16 protein-coding genes are annotated in these 20308 nt (G+C 53.9%); all 16 read left to right on the top strand.

The features are described from left to right. Positions 1-47 precede the first annotated feature (47 nt). The 16 genes from asd to BMX91_RS00805 all read left to right on the top strand — a co-directional run bounded on the left by asd (position 48) and on the right by BMX91_RS00805 (position 20102). Positions 48-1142, top strand: coding sequence for an aspartate-semialdehyde dehydrogenase (asd, locus tag BMX91_RS00880; RefSeq protein ID WP_092048896.1), 1095 nt, complete (start codon positions 48-50; stop codon positions 1140-1142). Next, positions 1096-1983 (top strand): 4-hydroxy-tetrahydrodipicolinate synthase, encoded by an 888-nt coding sequence (dapA, locus tag BMX91_RS00875; RefSeq protein WP_092048894.1) that lies wholly within the window; start codon positions 1096-1098, stop codon positions 1981-1983. The genes asd and dapA overlap by 47 nt, the downstream gene beginning before the upstream one ends. Before the next feature lie 346 nt (positions 1984-2329). Then, positions 2330-3997: a ribonuclease J gene (locus tag BMX91_RS00870; protein WP_092048891.1), complete on the top strand. Its 1668-nt coding sequence runs from the start codon at positions 2330-2332 to the stop codon at positions 3995-3997. Positions 3998-4083: 86 nt separating this feature from the next. Next, a complete protein-coding gene (locus tag BMX91_RS00865; protein WP_092048889.1) occupies positions 4084-6456 on the top strand; it encodes a DNA translocase FtsK in 2373 nt (790 codons plus the stop codon). A 279-nt stretch (positions 6457-6735) separates the two neighbouring features. Further along, complete coding sequence (locus BMX91_RS00860) at positions 6736-7464, top strand: GntR family transcriptional regulator (protein WP_092048887.1); 729 nt, start codon at positions 6736-6738, stop codon at positions 7462-7464. 63 nt (positions 7465-7527) lie between these two features. Further along, positions 7528-8619: a BMP family lipoprotein gene (locus tag BMX91_RS00855; protein WP_092048885.1), complete on the top strand. Its 1092-nt coding sequence runs from the start codon at positions 7528-7530 to the stop codon at positions 8617-8619. A 158-nt stretch (positions 8620-8777) separates the two neighbouring features. Next, entirely contained in the window at positions 8778-10334 is a 1557-nt protein-coding gene (locus BMX91_RS00850; RefSeq protein ID WP_092048883.1) for an ABC transporter ATP-binding protein, read from the top strand. Next, positions 10324-11370, top strand: coding sequence for an ABC transporter permease (locus BMX91_RS00845; RefSeq protein WP_092048881.1), 1047 nt, complete (start codon positions 10324-10326; stop codon positions 11368-11370). The genes BMX91_RS00850 and BMX91_RS00845 overlap by 11 nt, the downstream gene beginning before the upstream one ends. Position 11371: 1 nt before the next feature. Further along, positions 11372-12331: an ABC transporter permease gene (locus tag BMX91_RS00840; protein WP_092048879.1), complete on the top strand. Its 960-nt coding sequence runs from the start codon at positions 11372-11374 to the stop codon at positions 12329-12331. Between the two features lie 722 nt (positions 12332-13053). Next, positions 13054-14334: an EF-P 5-aminopentanol modification-associated protein YfmF gene (gene yfmF, locus BMX91_RS00835; protein ID WP_092048877.1), complete on the top strand. Its 1281-nt coding sequence runs from the start codon at positions 13054-13056 to the stop codon at positions 14332-14334. Beyond that, positions 14321-15619: an EF-P 5-aminopentanol modification-associated protein YfmH gene (gene yfmH, locus BMX91_RS00830; RefSeq protein ID WP_092048873.1), complete on the top strand. Its 1299-nt coding sequence runs from the start codon at positions 14321-14323 to the stop codon at positions 15617-15619. Before yfmF ends, yfmH begins: the two co-directional genes overlap by 14 nt. Further along, the gene (ymfI, locus tag BMX91_RS00825; protein WP_092048871.1) at positions 15616-16350 is read left to right on the top strand and encodes an elongation factor P 5-aminopentanone reductase; all 735 of its coding nucleotides are present in this window, start codon (positions 15616-15618) and stop codon (positions 16348-16350) included. The genes yfmH and ymfI overlap by 4 nt, the downstream gene beginning before the upstream one ends. 142 nt (positions 16351-16492) lie before the next feature. Beyond that, positions 16493-17284 (top strand): DUF3388 domain-containing protein, encoded by a 792-nt coding sequence (locus BMX91_RS00820; protein ID WP_092048868.1) that lies wholly within the window; start codon positions 16493-16495, stop codon positions 17282-17284. 16 nt (positions 17285-17300) lie between these two features. Further along, entirely contained in the window at positions 17301-18212 is a 912-nt protein-coding gene (locus BMX91_RS00815; protein WP_177168215.1) for a helix-turn-helix domain-containing protein, read from the top strand. Positions 18213-18257: 45 nt separating this feature from the next. Next, entirely contained in the window at positions 18258-18836 is a 579-nt protein-coding gene (pgsA, locus tag BMX91_RS00810; protein WP_092048863.1) for a CDP-diacylglycerol--glycerol-3-phosphate 3-phosphatidyltransferase, read from the top strand. 12 nt (positions 18837-18848) lie between these two features. Continuing rightward, positions 18849-20102 (top strand): competence/damage-inducible protein A, encoded by a 1254-nt coding sequence (locus BMX91_RS00805; protein ID WP_092048861.1) that lies wholly within the window; start codon positions 18849-18851, stop codon positions 20100-20102. Positions 20103-20308: the final 206 nt, after the last annotated feature.

The raw sequence follows: 20308 nt of genomic DNA, 5'->3' as shown, positions 1-20308 counted from the left end.
ATGCTATAATACTGAACATTCGATCATAAACTGAGGAGTGTTTGACCATGGGATATCGTGTTGCAATTGTCGGAGCTACAGGTGCGGTGGGCCAGGGAATCGCCAAAAAACTACAAGAAAGGAATTTCCCTGCCGATGAAATCCTCTTCCTGGCCTCTGCGCGTTCTGCGGGAAGCAAAGTGGAGTTCGGAGGAAAGGAATTTACTGTGGAAGAAGCGGTGCCGGAACGCTTTGACGGAGTGGATATCGCCTTCTTCAGTGCAGGCGGGAGCGTATCCAAGCAGCTTGCGCCGGAAGCGGTCCGCCGGGGAGCAGTCGTCATCGACAATACGAGCGCATTCCGCATGGATCCGGACACTCCGCTTGTCGTTCCGGAAGTGAACCGTGAGGCGCTCAAGGAACACCGGGGCCTCATCGCCAACCCGAACTGCTCGACCATCCAGATGGTTGCGGCACTGGAGCCGGTCCGCAGAAAGTACGGCCTGAAGAAAGTGATCGTATCGACTTATCAGGCGGTATCCGGTGCCGGAGCCGCCGCGATCGGCGAGCTGGGCAAACAAAGTGAGGATATGGACAACAGGGCCGGAGCAGAGGCGGAGCTTCTGCCGGTCAAGGGTGATAAGAAACATTACCCGATCGCGTTCAACGCGGTGCCGCAAATTGATGTCTTCAGCGAGGACGGCTATACATTTGAAGAGTGGAAAATGATCAATGAGACAAAGAAGATCATGGGAATGCCTGAACTTTCCGTAGCGGCAACATGTGTCCGTCTCCCGGTCGTGACCGGCCACTCCGAATCTGTGTACTTCGAGACGGGCAATCCGTCGGCTGATGCGGCAGGCATACGGGAATCCCTGCATGCCGCGGAAGGAATCACCGTAATGGATGATCCGGAAAACCAGGCGTACCCGATGCCACTGTTCGCAGAAGGAAAAGACGATGTATTTGTCGGACGCCTCCGCAGGGATCTCGACACCCCGGGCGCCTTCCACTTCTGGGTTGTCGCGGATAACCTTTTGAAAGGGGCTGCCCTCAACTCGATCCAGATCGCTGAAGCACTCATCGCGGACGGGTTGCTGAAAGGGGAAGACGCCGATGGAACTCGGCAGCATAGCGACGGCGATGGTCACGCCGTTCGATAAGGATGGAAATGTTGACGAGGGCCGCCTGATTGCCCTCGTTGATTTTTTGATACAGAATGGATCGGACTCCATTGTGGTCTGTGGGACGACAGGGGAAGCGCCCACGCTGAGCGACGACGAGAAGGAGCGGGTCATCAGGCTGTCCGTCGAGGCGGCCGGGGGCAGGATTCCTGTCATCGCAGGTACCGGGAGCAACAGCACCGCCGCGACCGTAGCCATGACGAAAAGGGCGGAGTCCGCAGGAGCGGATGGCATCATGTTGGTGGCACCGTACTATAACCGGCCGGACCAGCGGGGCATGCATGCGCATTTCACTGAAGCGGCGGGAAGCACGAAGCTTCCGGTCATGCTTTATAATGTGCCCGGCAGGACCGCATCCCGACTGGAACCCGAGACGGTCATCGCCCTGTCGGGTGTCCCGAACATCCGGGCTGTGAAGGAAGCGGGAGGAGATCTCGGCGCCATGACCCGCATCATTTCGGGGACGGACGAGGGATTCCGCCTTTACAGCGGGGATGACGGCCTGACGCTTCCGGTGCTTGCAATCGGCGGGTACGGCGTTGTCTCAGTCGCCTCGCATGTGGCCGGACCCGAGATGCAGCGGATGGTCCGCGCTTACAGGAACGGTGATCATAAAGAAGCCGTCCGCCTCCATGCGGAAATCAGCCGTTTATCAGAAGCCCTGTTTTCCCGCCCTAGCCCGTCTCCGGTTAAGCATGCATTGGAACTGGCCGGATTTGACCCGGGTACGGTGCGGCTCCCGATCATGCCCCTGGACGGAGAAGGGTACACGATTGTCGGGCAGGCAATGTCCGATTTCCGGGCGGCGACGGGGACGTGACATGCCGTATGTCCTACAGGCATCTGCCAAAAGCGAACTGACAGGGAAATGTGCCCTGTCAGTTCGTTTTTTTTCTGAAAGATTAACAAGAGTGCGCGAAAGATCAATGAGATTGTTGAGAAGATCAACAAGTCCTGATGAAAGATCAACATACGTACAGAGATGATGCACCCATCATCCCCGTCGGTGCCAAAGCAGGAAAGCCGGAGTACCTCCGCGGTGCGCCAATCAGTTACGGCCGGAACGAATCCCAATTTCAGCACTTTTTTAATTTGTCTAGATTGTACGGCTCCCGTATAATGGAGGTTAGCGGATATGGAACGGGTATGATTTAGGAGGAGAACCATTGACCAAGACAAAAAACGAAAACATCAGGGTCATCCCCCTCGGAGGAGTCGGGGAGATCGGTAAGGCGATGTATGTCGTGGAGATCGATGATGAACTGTTCATCGTCGACAGCGGCCTCATGTTCCCGGAAGGGGATATGCTGGGCATCGACATCGTCATCCCGGATATGACCTACATCGAAGAAAACAAAGATCGGCTGAAAGGGATTTTCCTGACACACGGCCATGAAGATGCAATCGGCTCGATCGCCTACTTGCTCAGCAAGGTCCAGGCTCCCGTATACGGCTCGAAACTGACGATCGCGCTGGCAAAAGAGCACCTGAAAGACAAGCCTGCACCCAAGAACGTCAAGTTCTTTGAAGTATCAAACCGGAGCCGGATGAATTTCGGGCGGACATATGTGACGTTTTTCCATACGACGCACAGCATTCCGGATGCCCTCGGCATTGTCTTCCATACGAGCGAGGGCGCCATTGTCCATACCGGGGAATTCAAATTCGACCAGTCGGCAAAAGGCAAGTACCGGCCTGACATCTCCAAGATGGCCGCAATCGGGGACGAAGGCGTATTCATCCTGATGTCCGATTCATCGGAAGCAGAGCGCCCGGGCCATACGACGCCGGAATCCGTCGTCGCAGAGCAGTTGTCCAAAACATTCCATAAGGCACAGGGCCGCATCCTGATTGCCCTTTATGCTTCGAACTTCATCCGGATGCAGCAGGTGTTCGACCGTGCCGCCGAATCAGGGCGCAAGGTTGCAGTCATCGGAAAGTCCCTCGAGACCTACTTTGAAGTCGGCATGAAACTCGGCTATCTGAATGTCCCGGATGGCCTCGTCATCACGGTGAAGGAAATCGCGAAGTATGACGACTCCCAAGTGGCCATCATTGTGACGGGCAACCAGGGCGAACCTTTGGATGCGCTTGAGCGCATCGTCCGAAAACAGCATAAGGATATCCGCATCAAGGAAACCGATACGGTCCTCATCACGTTCACACCGTCCCCCGGCATGGAAGTCGGCATGTACAACACGATGAACGACCTTGCCAAGGCGGGAGCCGATGTCCTGACATCCAGCCGAAAGGTGCATGTATCCGGTCACGGAAGCCAGGAAGACCTGAAGCTGATGCTTAACCTGATGAAGCCGAAGTTCTTTATCCCGATTCAGGGAGAGTACCGGATGCTCATGGCCCACTCAAAACTCGCGCAGCAGACCGGTATGCCAAAGTCCCGCATCTTTATAGCGGACAAGGGCGACATTGTGGAGTACAAAAACGGCAAGATGAGAATGACCGGCCGGGTCACCGCAGGGAATGTGCTCATCGACGGAAGCGGGGTCGGGGACATCGGCAACATCGTCCTGCGCGACCGCAAGCTTCTGTCCGAAGACGGAATCTTCATCGTCGTCATTACGCTCAACCGCAAAAAGAAGACGATTGCGGCAGGTCCGGAAATCCTTTCCCGCGGCTTCGTCTATGTGCGTGACTCCCGTGAGCTGATCGGCGAAGCCGGTGAACTCGTGAAGAAGATTGTCGGCAAGTATTCCAACAAAGAATCGTTCGAATGGACGAGCATCAAGCAGGAAATCCGCGATACACTCAATTCATACCTCTACCAGAAGACCAAGCGCCGCCCGATGATCATTCCGATCATCATGGAGTATTAATACGCGGCAACAGAGATAGAACAAAACGGGATTTCTTCGCCGTCGCTGGCGGGAAATCCCGTTTTCATCCATGGGGGTGAAGAAAGATGGCGACCAAACGCAATAAAAAGAAAAAAAGAAGGACTTCCGCCAAAAAGAAGAAATCCGGCCTCTATCCGCTCGGATATGAGCTCTCGGGACTTGTCATGACCGGCCTTGCCATCATTACATTTTTCAGTCTCGGATTTGTAGGGAGAGGGCTGGGAAGCGCATCCCGTTTTCTTTTCGGGAACTGGCATGCTGCACTGCCGTTCCTTTTCCTGATATTTGCGCTCCTGCTCATGGTGAAGCGGGAAATTCCCGACTTGCGCAACCGCATCGTCGGCGGGCTTCTGCTGATTCTTGGAAGCCTGACGCTCTTCAGCCATGTCCTGCTTTTCACGGAACGGTATGAGAGCGGCCGCATGCAGACCACATCCGCGCTAAAGGAGACCTGGATCATCCTCGTCACAGACGGAGGCATCACGGATCCCGCAGTTTCACTGGGTGGCGGAATTGTGGGAGGCTTCCTGTTCGCTATGTTCCATGTTCTCTTTGATTCCGCCGGCGCCACCATCGCAGGGATCATCATGCTCTCGATGGGCCTGATCCTGCTGACAGGAAAGGCACTTGTGCCTTATCTTGCTGAGAAACTGCCGGAAGCAGCGGAATCAATCCGTGAGTGGTTCACGCGTGAACGCAAGCCCGCCAGGCCAAAGCCGCAAAAGCGGGAAAAGCCGGAAAAACAAAGAAGATCCAGGCGCTCAGCCGAAAATGAGGAAGCCGCAACCCGTGGCATAGACGGGATGGAGGCCGGACACCAGCAAGAAGTCTATGGCGCTTCTGATCCGGAACCCGAACCCGTACGCGTGCAGCCGATCATCTCTTCATTCACGGAACGGGCAAAGCCCTCTCCAAAGGAAGAAGATCTTTCAACCGGGGGACATGGCGAGGAGGAGACGCAGGCTGAAGGGGACACCGTTATACACGATATCGGAGATGTCCAGCCGGTGAATGAAGACTTCGTCCTGCCTCCGGTTTCCCTGCTGAATCCGCCTCCGGAAAACGACCAGAGCGGCGAGTACAATATGATTCAGCACAATGCGGAAAAACTGGAGAAGACATTCCACAGCTTCGGTGTAAAGGCGAGTGTCACCGAGGTCCATCTCGGCCCGGCCGTCACCAAGTACGAAGTGATGCCTGCAACCGGTGTGAAGGTCAGCAGGATTGTCAGCCTCGCAGATGATATTGCACTGGCGCTTGCGGCCCGGGATATCCGGATCGAAGCGCCGATTCCGGGCAAGTCCGCTGTCGGCATTGAAGTTCCGAACACCGAAGTGGCCATGGTCTCGCTTCGTGAAGTGCTCGAGGCACGGAACAATAACCGGCCGGATTCCAAGCTCATGGTCGCACTGGGCCGGGATATTTCCGGCGAAGCTGTCATGGCCGAGCTGAACAAGATGCCCCATATGCTCGTAGCCGGAGCAACAGGCAGCGGGAAGAGTGTGTGCATCAACGGCATCATTATCAGTATCCTCATGAGGGCGAAACCGCATGAAGTGAAGATGATGATGATTGACCCGAAAATGGTCGAGCTCAACGTTTACAATGGTGTGCCGCATTTGCTTGCACCTGTCGTCACCGACCCGCGTAAGGCATCGCAGGCACTAAAAAAGGTCGTGGCGGAAATGGAGCGGCGATATGACCTCTTCTCCCATACCGGCACGAGAAACATCGAGGGGTATAACCTCCATATCGATGAGTGGAATGAGGAAAACGAAGAAAAGCATCCGCGGCTCCCTTACATTGTCGTCATTGTCGATGAGCTTGCGGACCTAATGATGGTCGCATCAAGTGATGTCGAGGATTCCATCACGCGGATTGCCCAGATGGCCCGTGCCGCAGGCATCCACCTGATCATTGCAACTCAGCGTCCGAGCGTCGATGTCATTACGGGCATCATCAAGGCAAACATCCCGTCACGGATTGCATTCGCAGTTTCATCGGCCGTGGACTCCAGAACCATCCTCGATTCAGGCGGTGCGGAAAAACTGCTTGGCCGCGGCGATATGCTGTATCTTCCGGCAGGAGCCTCCAAGCCGACCCGGATTCAGGGCGCCTTCCTATCCGATCAGGAAGTCGAGGAAGTCGTCGACTTCGTCATTAGCCAGCAAAAAGCGCAGTATGAAGAATCGATGATTCCGACGGAAGTGGAAGAAGTTGCGCCGCATGAAGAAACTGATGAATTGTACGATGAGGCGGTCGACCTTGTGAGGAGCATGCAGCAGGCATCGGTCTCAATGCTCCAGAGGAGATTCCGAATCGGCTACTCACGAGCCGCGCGGATTGTCGACCAGATGGAAATGCGTGGAGTGGTCGGCCCGCATGAAGGCAGCAAACCGCGGCAGGTCCTTGTCCAGGATCATCCGGATGAATCATGATATTCCCAAATTTGCAGAGAAAACAAGGTCCATCACGCCATTGTGATGGACCTTGTTTTTAATTAGGAGGACCCCTTCTGAAACATTGAAAACGCTTGATTGTAAAAGGAAGCGCTTAATCATGACGGAATGATTACAAGTATGGGGCGTAAGTATGAATTCGTCTAGATATTTAGAAAGATAGGTATTTCAATAGGGTAGCAAAAATGATATAGTATGACTGATTAGGAGGAAGGTTTTACATCAGATGTCTGATCTCTTTAATTTGGTGGTGATGTCATGACGGTAAAGACGGACCACCGGCATTTGTATCTTCAGGTCATCGAGCAGCTCAAACGGGACATTGCGTCGGGGGTTTTCAAAGAGAAAGAAAAACTTCCATCCGAGTTTGAACTCGCCAAGATCATGGGCGTGTCCAGGGCGACACTGCGCGAAGCGCTTCGCCTGCTGGAGGAAGAGCACTACATTGTCCGAAGGCATGGAGTCGGGACTTTCGTCAATCCGAGACCGCTGTTTACTGCGGGTATCGAAGAGCTGGCCAGCGTATCTGACATGATCCGCCAGGTTGGCATGACACCGGGAACGAACTTCATCAGCTCTTCCGAGGAACTTGCCACGGAGGAAGATATGGAGCGTTTCGGGTGCGGCCCGGATGAGCGGATCATGACGATCAAGCGGGTCCGGACGGCGGACGGTGAGCCGGTTGTCTACTGCATCGATATCTTCCCGTCCCGCTATGTCGGTGAGGAATTCCTGAAACAGGAAGACGAATCGATTTTCGAGGCGATCGAGCGGACGGGGAACCTGAGGATTACACAGGCTGTGGCCCAGATTGAACCGGTCGGGTACGACGAGGAGGCATCTCCGATCCTCGAATGCGAACCGGAGACTGCGCTGCTTATGCTGCGGCAGTCCCATTATGCGGAAGGGGAAGACGTCATTCTCCACTCCCGCAATTATTTCAAGGGCGATAAATTCAACTTCCACGTTTTGCGGAAACGGATGTAAAACAGATAACCTTCCTGCTATCAAAAAAAGTACATTCACAACATTATTTAGGGGGTACCACAAATGGCAAAACGCAAGTTTGGTCTTGCGCTGTCGGTTCTTTTGGCTGCAGGCACGCTCCTCGGCGCATGCGGATCTGACAACGGTGAAGAAGCAACGAACGAAGGCAACAATTCCGGCGGCGGTGAATCCGCATCCGAATATTCCGTAGCGATGGTCACTGATGTCGGCGGCGTTGACGACAAATCGTTCAACCAGGCCGCATGGAAAGGGATCCAGGAATTCGGCGAAGATAACGGGCTTGAAAAAGGTGACGGCGGCTTTGACTACCTCCAGTCTGCCGGTGAAGAGGATTACATCCCGAACCTGAACGCACTTGCCCGCCGCGATTTCAACCTTGTTTTCGGTGTCGGCTTCATGATGCAGGACGCGCTTGATGAGATCGCTTCCCAGCAGAAGGACACAGAGTTCGCAATCATCGATGCAGTGGTCGAGCAGCCTAACACGGTCAGCCTCCTTTTCAAAGAGCATGAAGGTTCTTATCTTGCGGGCGTCGCAGCGGCGCTTATGACAGAAAGCAAGAAAGTCGGCTTTGTCGGCGGTATGGAGAACGAAGTCATCCACCGCTTCGAGTCTGGTTTTGTACAGGGTGTCGAGGCGGTTGACCCGTCCATTGAAGTCGATATCCAATACACAGGCGCATTCGATAAAGCAGAACTCGGTAAGACAACTGCCAACCGCATGTACTCCAGCGGCGTCGATATCATCTTCCACGCAGCCGGCGGTACGGGCAATGGCGTATTCTCCGAAGCGAAAGAGCGCAAGTCGAACGATCCGGATGCAAACGTATGGGTCATCGGCGTTGACTCCGACCAGTACGACGAAGGTGCGGTCGGTGACGTGAACGTCACACTCACTTCGATGCTGAAGCGCGTTGACGTAGCGGTCAAGGACATCTCCGAAAAGGGCATGAACGGCGAGTTCCCTGGCGGTGAAGTGATCACTTACGGCATTTCTGAAGACGGTGTCGCACTTGCGGATTCCCGCGGCAACATCCCTGAAGACATCATGGCTCAGATCGATGAGTACCAGGAAAAGATCGCTTCCGGAGAAATCGAAGTCAAGGAATATCCGGAAGGCAAAGAACCTAAGTAATATTGATGAAATGGACATGGGGGCCGGAAAGCCGGCCTTCATGTTTCCTTATGTAACAGCCATTTTGTAAATGGTAGATGAAAGATTTCCTGCTCAGGAAGTCTTTCCTGTATCAGTTTACAGGTGATAGTCAGGTTTAAGACAAAGGAGTGAAACCATTGGAATACGTGATCGAAATGCTCAACATCCGCAAGGAGTTCGGCAATTTCGTAGCTAATGATAATATCACCCTGCAACTCAAAAAAGGGGAGATCCATGCCCTTCTCGGTGAGAATGGCGCCGGGAAATCCACGCTTATGAACGTTCTCTTCGGCCTCTACCAGCCGGAGGGAGGAGAAATCCGGGTGCGCGGCAAAAAGGTCGACATCACCGATCCGAACGTCGCGAACAATCTCGGAATCGGCATGGTCCACCAGCACTTTATGCTGGTCGAAAATTTTACGGTCACCGAAAACATCATCCTCGGCAATGAACCGACAAAAAACGGCAGTGTGAACATTTCCAGCGCTTCCAAGAAAGTCGCGGAACTTTCCAGGCAATACGGGCTTAATGTCGATCCGAATGCCAAGATCGAGGACATTTCCGTCGGTATGCAGCAACGCGTGGAAATCCTGAAGACCCTATACCGGGGAGCGGATATCCTGATCTTCGATGAGCCGACAGCTTCACTGACCCCGCAAGAGATCAGCGAACTTATCGGGATCATGAAAAAGCTGATCGCCGAAGGGAAATCGATCATTCTCATCACTCACAAGCTCCAGGAAATCATGGACGTCTCCGACCGGGTTACAGTCATCCGGAAGGGTAAGGGAATCGGCACGGTTGAAACTGCACAGACAGATCCCGAGCAACTGGCATCGATGATGGTCGGCCGACAGGTCACATTCAAAACCGAGAAAGGGCCGGCCAGCCCGACTGATGAAGTGCTGCAGATCAACGGGCTTACCGTAGAGGACGCACGCGGAGTTGCCAAGGTCAAAAACCTGAACTTGAGCATCCGCAAGGGTGAAATCGTCGGCATCGCAGGAATTGACGGTAACGGCCAGTCCGAACTGATCGAGGCGATTACCGGTCTGCGCAAATCCAAATCCGGCAAAATCATAATCAACGGTAAAGACATCACGAACCGGAAACCGCGTGAAATTACGAAGAGCGGCATCGGCCATATACCTCAGGACCGCCATAAGCACGGACTTGTGCTTGATTTCCCGATCGGCCACAACATCGCGATCCAGACTTATTACCGGCCTCCGTATTCCAAGGGAGGGATCATGGATTACGCAGCGATTGAAAAAAAAGCTGAAGAAATCATTGCACAATATGACGTCAGAACTCAGGGACCCCACGAACCGGCGCGCGCACTTTCAGGCGGAAATCAGCAAAAAGCGATTATCGGCCGTGAAGTCGAGCGGAATCCCGATCTCCTGATTGCGGCATTGCCGACCCGTGGACTTGATGTGGGCGCTATAGAATTCATCCACCGCAGGCTGATCGAGCAAAGGGACAGCGGCAAGGCCGTTCTCCTCATTTCGTTCGAGCTGGATGAGGTGATGAACGTTTCCGACCGGATTGCGGTCATTTATGACGGGTCGATTATTGACACTGTGCTTCCATCGGAAACGGATGAACAGCAACTTGGCCTGCTGATGGCCGGTCACTCGAAAGAAGCGGCTGTCGTGCAGTCAGAAGAAGGTGTCAACAATCATGTCCAATAGAATGATCAATCTCCTCGTGCCGGCCATCGCCGTCATACTCGGCCTGCTGGTCGGAGCGATCGTCATGCTGGTCAGCGGCTATGATCCGGTTGCGGGGTATATCGCGCTTTGGCAAGGGATTTTCGGTGACTCGTATGCCATCGGGGAGACCATCCGCCAGATCACACCATATATTCTTGCCGGGCTTGCGGTAGCCTTTGCTTTCCGCACAGGCCTTTTCAATATCGGGGTTGAGGGACAGCTGATTGTCGGCTGGTTTGCAGCAGTATATGTGGGTGCTGCCTTCGACCTCCCAAAATTCATCCATCTGCCGCTCTCCATCCTGGCGGGTGCTGCAGCAGGAGCGCTATGGGCATTCCTGCCGGGGCTTCTTAAAGCGAAGATGAAAATCCACGAAGTTATCGTGACGATCATGATGAACTACATCGCGCTGCACGTCGTCAACGCACTTATAAAAACATGGTCAGGCGGAGGAGACAAGACCGACAGGATCATGGAATCGGCTTCCCTGCGTTCCGAGTTCCTTTCCTCTCTGACAGATTACTCGCGGCTGCATTACGGAATCATCGTCGCGCTGCTGATGGTGGCCGTCATGTGGTTCATCCTTGAAAAAACAACGACCGGTTTCGAACTGAAGGCGGTCGGCTTCAACGAGAATGCTTCCGAATATGCAGGTATGAAAATCGGCAAGAACATCATTTTGTCGATGGTCATTTCGGGCGCGTTCGCCGGTCTCGCCGGCGCAATGGAAGGTCTCGGAACCTTCGGCAATATGTATACGCGCGGCGGATTCACCGGCATCGGCTTTGACGGAATCGCGGTTGCGCTCCTTGGAGCGAATACGCCTCTGGGCGTCATCTTCGGAGCGGTCCTGTTCGGTTCGCTGAAATACGGCGCGCTCAATATGCCGAACGCCGCCCAGATTCCGGAAGAGGTTGTCCAGATCGTCATCGCACTCGTCATTTTCTTCGTGGCTTGCGGTTACGCAATCCGTCTCTTCCTGACCAAGATCTCCAAGAAAAAGGAGGAGAAGTGACATGGGCTTCCTCGATATCCTTTATTTCATGGTGCCGGTGTCCATCGCCTATGCAGCGCCACTGATTTTCACGGCTCTGGGCGGAGTCTTTTCTGAACGTTCGGGTGTCGTCAACATCGCACTTGAAGGCCTCATGGTCATGGGCGCTTTTATCGGCATCCTGTTTAATCTGTTCTTCTTTGATACGTTCGGGTCATGGACCCCGTGGATCGCGCTGATCGCGGCAATGATCGTATCAGGTATCTTTGCAATCCTGCATGCGGTCGCATCGATTTCATTCCGGGCCGACCAGGTCGTCTCGGGTGTCGCCATCAACATGCTCGGACTCGCCATCGCCCTTTTCCTGACAAAGATGATTTTTGAAAAGGGGCAGACCGACTTCATCAAGAAAGCGATCCCGAACTTTGACATGCCGTTTCTGTCAGACATCCCGGTGATCGGACCGCTGTTTTTCAAGGGCATCTACGGCTCGAGCATCCTGGCGGTTGTGGCTGCGATCATTACCTGGTATGTGATTTACAAGACTCCGTTCGGGCTTCGTCTCCGCGCGGTCGGGGAACACCCGATGGCGGCTGACACGATGGGTGTGAACGTCAACAAGATCCGCTACATCGCAGTCATTATTTCGGGAGCGCTGGCCGGAATCGGCGGGGCAATTTATTCCCAGACAATGACGCGGGATTTCGGACATGCGACAATCAACGGTCAGGGCTTCATGGCCCTTGCCGCAATGATCTTCGGCAAGTGGCATCCGATCGGCGCGATGGGCGCTGCCATCTTCTTCGGCTTCGCGCAGGCACTCGCGGTCGTCGGACCGAGCATTCCGCTTATCAAGGAAATTCCGACGGGTTATCTCCATGCCCTTCCGTATGTAGTCACGATCCTCGCCCTTGCCGGCTTTATCGGTAAAGCGACCGGTCCGAAAGCGAACGGAAAACCATATATCAAAGGCAGCCGGTAATCCGGTTGAGCGGGTCCTTCAAGGGCCCGCTTTTTATTTTGGCTTAGGAAATTATAAAACTTCACGCTGTGGACAATGATTATTCCCATGTCGTCCACGTCCGGCTCCAGCGCACAGAACTATATAAAGGAACAATTGAATCGAACATGATTTGCACGATTGCTTGTCGTGGAGGCGCGGACTCCTGTGGAAAAGAAGAGCGGAGAGACCCTGCAAATAGGTGCAGTCCACCACTACGTTAAGGGCGCAGGAAGAACTTTGCCGCCCAACGCTTCGCTTATGGGCGCAGGCGCCAACCTTCGTTTTGGCGCCGGCTCTTAGCCTTCCCCGCGGAAAGCTGCGCCGGAACGGAAAGCAACTGCTCGCAATGGATGTCATCCATTGCGAGCAGTCAACATAGGCTTGGCCCTCACCGTGTTTCCTTGATCACATTGCGAATGGTTCCAGTTTGTACGTTGCTGAACGGGCGCTTGCGCTTTTGATCCGTCCAGCTCCAGCGCCCAACAACTAGCAAACTTCACCCTTCTCCATTGCGATAAGTCAACATCGGTTCGTTCCTCACCGTGTTTCCTTTATCACATTGCGAAGGGTTCCAGTTTGTACGTTGCTGAACGGGCGCTTGCGCTTTTGTACTTCTCCAAAGTTTGCCATGCCTACGCCGGGTTGGGTATAGTGGAATTGGTGAATACTTGATACAAATTTGAATGAAAACGAGGTGTCCCATGTTTACGGAAACTCGATTGACACAAGGCGTCCGCCTGTATGTACGCAGGACCGAACAGTTTAAAACGGTAACGTTCTCGATTCGCTTCAAGCAGCCGCTGACTTCAGAAGGGGCTTCAGAGAGGGCCGTCCTGGCCAACATACTGGAAGATAGTACTGAAACCTATCCGAGCCGCGCTGTTCTCCGACAGGTACTCGAGACCATGTACGGAACTCTTTACTATACAGATGTCGGCAAACGAGGGGGCTACCACTATCTGTCGGTTAACGCCGAGTGTGTGGATGACCGGCTCATCCGTGATGAAAACATCACGGACTGGACGATCCGTCTTCTGGCGGATGCCGTGCTCCGGCCGAATCTTCAGGATGGTGTATTCAAACAACAGGTGTTCGAGCGGGAAAAGCAGACTGTGCTTGAACGTGTCCGCTCCCTGTATGACGATAAGACACGCTTTGCGCAGCAGCGTCTGCTGACGCTCCTGCGCCCGGAAGGCCCGGAATCCATACGCGCCACAGGAGAGGAGGCTCATCTTGAGGCGCTGACGCCTGAAAAGACAATGGCGGCCTATCGCAGGATGATCGACGAAGATGAGATCGAAATCTACGTCGTCGGAGCTGTCGATGAAGAGGCTGTCACATCCGCGCTAAAGGAAGCGTTCCATTTCGAGGGGAGGGTTCCGGCCGTGCTGCCTGAGAAAGCGGAACGCGGAAACGGCAAGGAAGGACGGGTGTCCGAAAAGCAGAACATGAAACAGGGCAAGCTGCATATCGGCTTCAGCACTCCTGTTCTGTTCGGCACCGAAGATTTTCCGAAGATGCAGCTGGCGAACGGCATCTTCGGCGGCTTCCCGCATTCAAAACTGTTCATGAACGTCCGGGAAAAGGAAAGCATGGCCTACTATGCAGCGAGTTCTTATCTTTCCCGCTACGGATTGATCACGGTGTCAGCCGGAATTGACGCGGATCTTGCCGACAAGGCCACCAAACTGATTGACGAACAGCTTGAGGCGATGAGGGCAGGCGAGATTTCTGATGAAGAGCTGAGCCAGACAAAGGCAATGCTCGCCAATCAGCTCCGGGAAGCTCTGGATTCTTCCAGGGGCCAGATCGAGATTTTCGACCAGTACAAGGATCTGCCGGGAGGATTCACACCGGAGGGCTGGATTGCAAAATGGGAACCCGTCACGCCTGAGGATATCCGGAAAATGGCCGAAAAAATTGAACGCCAACTTGTCTATCTGCTCTCCGGAAAGGAGGAATCTGCTGATGCAAATGCTTGATTACAGCCGCGTCAATGAAAAGCTCTACCACGAGACCCTTCCAAATGGGCTGCAGGTTTTCATACTGCCGAAATCCGGTTTTTCAAAGACTTACGTTTCGTTTACGACCAAGTACGGCTCCATCGACAATACCTTCACCCCGCTCGGCAAAGATGAAGTTGTCCGCGTCCCTGACGGAATCGCGCATTTCCTCGAGCATAAAATGTTCGAAAAGGAAGACGGCGATGTATTCCAGAAATTCGGGATGAACGGGGCGTCCGCAAATGCCTTTACATCATTTACACGGACCGCTTATCTGTTTTCCGCTACGGACAACCTTTATCCGAATACGGAATTGCTCCTGGATTTTGTGCAGGCACCTTATTTCACAGAGGAGACCGTTGAAAAGGAAAAAGGGATCATCGGCCAGGAAATTACGATGTATGATGACCTTCCGGACTGGCGGGCCTATTTCGGTACAATTGAAAACCTGTACAAGGAGCACCCTGTGAAAATCGACATTGCAGGAACTGTTGAATCGATTTCGGAGATCACGGCGGATCACCTGTACGAGTGCTACAATACGTTTTACCACCCATCCAACATGCTCCTGTTCGCCGTCGGTTCGGTCGATCCCGAGGAAATGATGGAGTTTATCCGCAAGAATCAGGCGTCGAAGACATTCGACAAGCCTGAGCGCATCGTCCGGCAGTTCCCTCAGGAAAAGATGGAATCTGCAGTGAAGGAAGGCAGTTTGGAGATGGATGTCTCCAAGCCGAAGGTCCACGTCGGCATTAAACTTCCGGCATTGTCGGAAGAGGGGCTGCAGGGGCTGAAGGAGGAACTGGCTTATCAGATTCTGATCGACCTTCTGTTCGGCAAAACCTCGAAGTTCTATACAGAAGCGTATGAGGAAGGTCTGATCGATGAATCGTTCTCCACAGATTTCACCGCCGAAGAAGGGTTCGCCTTTTCGGTGATCGGCTCAGATAGCGCCAAGCCTGAAGAGCTGACCCGGAAAATCTATGACACGCTGCAGCGGGCATCAGATAAATTTCCATTTGGACAGGACGACCTGGAACGCCAGCGCAGGAGAAGGATCGGCTTCTTCATGCGCGCCTTGAACTCTGTCGAATACATCGCCAATCAGTTTACCCGATATGCATTCAACGGCATGAATCTGTTTGACACCGTAACCGCGTTGGAGGCGCTGGAAGTTAAGGATCTCCAGACAGTTCTCGCTCCGCTTGCCGATGAGCAGGCGCGCACCGTCTTTACCGTAAAACCTCCGGCGAATGGCGGGTGAGCCCGCTCAGGACTGCGGCTGTACTCGGTGCATCCGGAGGCATCGGTACGGCTGTCGCTGAACGGCTTGCCGCCTCAGGGTGGTCGCTATACCTTCATTACAACGCTTCCCGTGAGCCGGCTGAGGCATTGCAGAGCCGGCTAACAGAAGCATTTCCGGACCAAAGATTCGTGGCAGTGCAGGCGGACTTTGCCGTTCCGGACGGAGGAGAGCGCCTGGCCGCGGCTACAGGCGGCCTTCAGGCGGTTGTCTCCTGTACCGGGCAGGGAATGGCCAAGCTGATGTCGGATACGGATATGGATGACCTGGATGCACTTTGGCGTGTGCATGTTGCCAATCCTATGCGGTATATCGGCCTGGTTTCAGAAAAACTCAGGCGCCATCCCGTTTCCCATGTGGTCATGATCGGTTCGATCTGGGGAGACACGGGTGCTGCCGGCGAGGTGGCCTATTCTGCTGTCAAGGGTGCGGTCCACGCATTCGTCAAGGCATATGCCAAGGAAGCAGCCGCCTCCAATTTGCTTGTGAACGCGATCTCGCCAGGTTGGATCGAAACGGAAATGAACAGTCACCTTGATGAAGAAGAGCGGCGGATGGCTTTCGGAGAAATTCCCCTGATGCGTCCCGGTTCTCCGGAGGATGTGGCCGGTGCCGTAGATTTCCTGCTTGGAGAACAGGCGAGGTACATCACCGGGGAAATCATCCGGGTCAATGGCGGCTGGTATATCTGAAAGATGGCGGCAGACTGGAGCAACCGGCTCCGGTCCGCCGCCTTTTGTTGCGAAAACCGCCCGGCTATCTCTTTTCTTCAATAGGCAAATCCGATATGATAGAACTACATTGCGCATCCGGCGCCGATGGAGGCGACCCAAGTTGAGTGAATGGTACATGGAATATGAAATCGAAGTAAACCGGCCGGGGCTTCTGGGGGAAATTTCCTCACTTCTCGGCCTGCTCCGCGTCAATATCGTGACGATCAACGGAGTGGACCAGGGCAGGAGGGGCATGCTGCTCCGGACGGAAAATGATGATGCCATCGAACGGTTTGAGCTGATCGCTTCCACGATGGACATGATTAATGTCAGGAAACTGCGTCATCCCAAGCTCCGCGATATCCTGGCCGTCCGTCACGGCCGATACATTCAGCGGGATGCAGATGATAAGAAGACATTCCGTTTCGTGCGGGATGAGCTCGGCATCCTCGTCGATTTCATGGCGGAGATCTTCAAACAGGAGGGCCACAAGCTGATCGGAGTACGCGGCATGCCGCGGGTTGGCAAGACGGAATCGGTTGTGGCGGCGAGTGTAAGCGCGAATAAGAAATGGATCTTCCTTTCTTCGACGATGCTCCGGCAGACTGTCAGGAGCCAGCTTGCCGGTGATGAATTCTCCCCGGATAATGTCTTTATCCTGGACGGGATTGTAACCCGGAAAGCGTCGGACGAACGGCATATGCAGCTCGTCCGCGAGATTATGCGCCTTCCGGCAATCAAAGTAGTGGAACATCCCGATATGTTCGTGCGTCTTTCCGAATACACGATGGAGGACTTCGATTACATCATTGAGATCCGTCGTGACGAAGATGAAGAGATCACCTATGAGAAGCTGGAAGAGAACGACAGGATGTCGAGCCGGAGCGGGATGGATTTCGGATTCAATATTTGATAGGCAGGTGTTTCGGTTGTCCGAATTGGGCGCTCGGCTAAAACAGGCGAGGCTGGAAAAAGGCTACTCGCTTGAAGATTTACAGGAAATTACAAAGATACAGAAACGCTATCTTGCCGCCATCGAGGAAGGCAAGTTCGGCATCATGCCCGGCACATTCTACGTCCGGGCATTTATCAAGCAATATGCTGAGGCGGTTGGCCTCGACGCGGATGAAATGCTTGCCATGTATAAGGCGGAAGCACCGGAACCGCCTCTGACAAGTGAAGCATCGGGCATGACGGCCCCTGCAATGAGGCGGACCTCCATGAGACGTGCCGGCAAAACAGCCGAAGCGATGCCAAAAGTCATTCTGGCGCTGTTTATTGTCGTGGCAATCGGCATCGTCTGGTTCCTGAAGGCTAACCAGGCTTCAAACACTGAACCGGCTGAGGAAATTGCCGAGACGGAGAGCACGGTGCAGGTCCAGCAGGTGGGTCCTGAGGAAAACGGAGAAGGCGCACCAACGGAAGACGGGGAAGCGGATAAAGAGGAGCCGGCAGAAAAAGAGGCGGAAAAAGAAACAGAAAAAGCCGAACAGCCGGAAGAACCGGAAGCACCCAAGGCCACTCTCGCGGTTGACAGGTCGGAAGGGGAAAACACCTTCTATAACCTCGCCGGTACTGACAAGGCGACCGTAACGCTTACGGGGAAAGGGCGTTCCTGGATTACTGTTACAGACAATACCGGTAAGCAGTACTTCAGCAAAAGCCTCGAAACCGGACAGACAGAGACAATTGAGGCACAAGGGGTCCAATGGCTCCGATTCCGTATCGGTTATGTGCCTGGCGTGGAAATCGCTGTGAACGGCAATCCGCTCACCTATGCAATTCCCGGGGCGGAGCGGGTGACCCAGAACATCATTATCCAGATTGGATCTGTACAATAGTCATCTTCAGGGATGACTTATTTTTTTTGAAAGGCGGAATCATACATGAATTTACCGAATAAAATCACCGTGGCCAGGATTCTGCTGATCCCGGTGTTTATCCTCTTCATGCTTGCCGACTTCGGGATGGGCACCATCAGCGCCGGCGGAGTGGATCTCCCGATTGAGCATCTGATCGGTGGAGTAATCTTCATCATTGCTGCACTGACAGACTGGTTTGACGGCCATCTTGCGCGCAAATACAACCTCGTCACGAATATGGGAAAATTCCTCGACCCTCTGGCTGACAAGCTTCTTGTCTCGTCGGCACTCATCATCCTTGTGGAAATGGGCTTTGCGCCATCTTGGGTTGTCATTCTCATCATCAGCCGCGAATTTGCGGTGACCGGACTTCGCCTGATCCTTGCCGGCGGAGGTGAAGTCGTGGCGGCGAATATGCTCGGGAAGATCAAGACGACCACACAGCTGATCGCCACCATCTTCCTTCTGCTCCATAATGTCTTCTTTGAAGCTGTGGGCATCCCGTTCGGCACGATCATGCTATATATCGCACTCTTCTTCACGGTTTGGTCAGGTGCAGATTACTTCTATAAAAACCGCCGTGTACTGCTGGAATCCATGTAAGGGGGAGTCGTCATGAAAGCGGAAATCATTGCTGTCGGTTCTGAATTGCTTCTTGGGCAGATCAGTAACACGAATGCCCGTCATATTTCGGCAGGCCTTGCCGAAATCGGAATCAGTGTTCATTACCATACTGTGGTCGGTGACAACGCGGATCGGCTTGGCCAAGCCATCCGGATCGCCGAGTCCCGCTCGGATCTGCTGATCTTCACCGGGGGGCTCGGCCCGACAAAAGATGACCTGACGAAAGAAACCATTGCCCGCCATGCCGGAACCCAACTGGTGTATGACGATGAAGCACTCGTCTCGATCCGGGCCTGGTTCGACCGTATGGGGCGCGAGATGACGGAGAACAACAAGAAACAGGCACTGATCCTCGAAGGGTCAACGGTGCTGCAGAATCACCATGGCATGGCTCCCGGTATGCTGTTTTCCGCGGACGGTCATCATTATCTTCTCCTGCCGGGACCGCCCAAGGAAATGGAGCCGATGTTCACCGTTCTGGCGAAACCGCTTCTAGCCCGGCTTGCCGGCTTCTCGGGGCCGATCGCATCAAGAGTTTTCCGTTTTTACGGAATCGGAGAGGCTGAACTGGAACACCGGATGGCCGACTTGCTGGACAACCAGTCCAACCCTACACTGGCACCCCTCGCGTCCGATGGTGAAGTGACGATCAGGGCGACCGCAAAAGCGGCAACGCGGGAAGAAGCGGAGAAGCTGCTGGATGGTTCTGAAACTGAAATCCGCAAGATTGCAGGCAAGCACCTGTATGGCTATGACGATGAGACACTCGTGTCGAAAGCGGCAAGCCTTCTGATCGGAAACGGCCTGACGATATCCGCCGCGGAAAGCCTGACGGCCGGACTGTTTATGTCGGAACTTGCGGAACAGCCCGGCATCAGTGCCGCGTTGGCGGGTGGCGTGGTGACTTATACTGCACAAGCAAAACAAGAACAGCTCGGACTTCCGGAATCCCTTCTGGAGGAGAAGGGGGCAGTCAGTGAGGAGACTGCCACTGCAATGGCGGTGGCAGTAAGAGGGAAGTTCGGCACCGATTTCGGCGTCGGGCTGACCGGGGCAGCGGGACCGGACCCTCATGACGGCAAGCCCGGCGGCACCGTCTGGATTGCCATCGCTTCCGGAGAAGGTATCCGGACACGCCGTCTTCTCCTATCCGGCATGCGCAACACAAATCGGATCCGAGCCGTAAAAGCTGCAATGCATATGCTGATCAATATTATCAGCGAAACGTCTGCCCGCTCTGAATAAAAAAGAAAAATGAGGCGCCGCGAATTTCAATTTCGGCGCCTTTTCTGATGCTGAAATTGAAAAACCGCCTTTTCTAAAGCCTTGAATTTAAAATACGGCATGCATAAAAGTCGAATGGATGTTCGCTTTTTTCTTGTGTTTTTCTCAATAACCGAGTATAGTAGAGACAGTAAGAAAACCAGCATATACCCATGAGGAGGAACAAG

Origin of the sequence: Bhargavaea ginsengi (genome assembly GCF_900109165.1) — a bacterium.
Taxonomy (GTDB): Bacteria; Bacillota; Bacilli; order Bacillales_A; family Planococcaceae; genus Bhargavaea; species Bhargavaea ginsengi.
This window is presented reverse-complemented; position numbering and strand designations above follow the sequence as displayed.

What these genes read in the sequence shown, in the direction of transcription:
- asd (WP_092048896.1), top strand. Translation starts at nt 48, where the DNA reads ATGGGATATCGTGTTGCAATTGTCGGAGCTACAGGTGCGGTGGGCCAG.
- dapA (WP_092048894.1), top strand. Translation starts at nt 1,096, where the DNA reads ATGGAACTCGGCAGCATAGCGACGGCGATGGTCACGCCGTTCGATAAG.
- BMX91_RS00865 (WP_092048889.1), top strand. Translation starts at nt 4,084, where the DNA reads ATGGCGACCAAACGCAATAAAAAGAAAAAAAGAAGGACTTCCGCCAAA.
- BMX91_RS00860 (WP_092048887.1), top strand. Translation starts at nt 6,736, where the DNA reads ATGACGGTAAAGACGGACCACCGGCATTTGTATCTTCAGGTCATCGAG.
- BMX91_RS00855 (WP_092048885.1), top strand. Translation starts at nt 7,528, where the DNA reads ATGGCAAAACGCAAGTTTGGTCTTGCGCTGTCGGTTCTTTTGGCTGCA.
- BMX91_RS00845 (WP_092048881.1), top strand. Translation starts at nt 10,324, where the DNA reads ATGTCCAATAGAATGATCAATCTCCTCGTGCCGGCCATCGCCGTCATA.
- BMX91_RS00840 (WP_092048879.1), top strand. Translation starts at nt 11,372, where the DNA reads ATGGGCTTCCTCGATATCCTTTATTTCATGGTGCCGGTGTCCATCGCC.
- yfmF (WP_092048877.1), top strand. Translation starts at nt 13,054, where the DNA reads ATGTTTACGGAAACTCGATTGACACAAGGCGTCCGCCTGTATGTACGC.
- yfmH (WP_092048873.1), top strand. Translation starts at nt 14,321, where the DNA reads ATGCAAATGCTTGATTACAGCCGCGTCAATGAAAAGCTCTACCACGAG.
- pgsA (WP_092048863.1), top strand. Translation starts at nt 18,258, where the DNA reads ATGAATTTACCGAATAAAATCACCGTGGCCAGGATTCTGCTGATCCCG.
- BMX91_RS00805 (WP_092048861.1), top strand. Translation starts at nt 18,849, where the DNA reads ATGAAAGCGGAAATCATTGCTGTCGGTTCTGAATTGCTTCTTGGGCAG.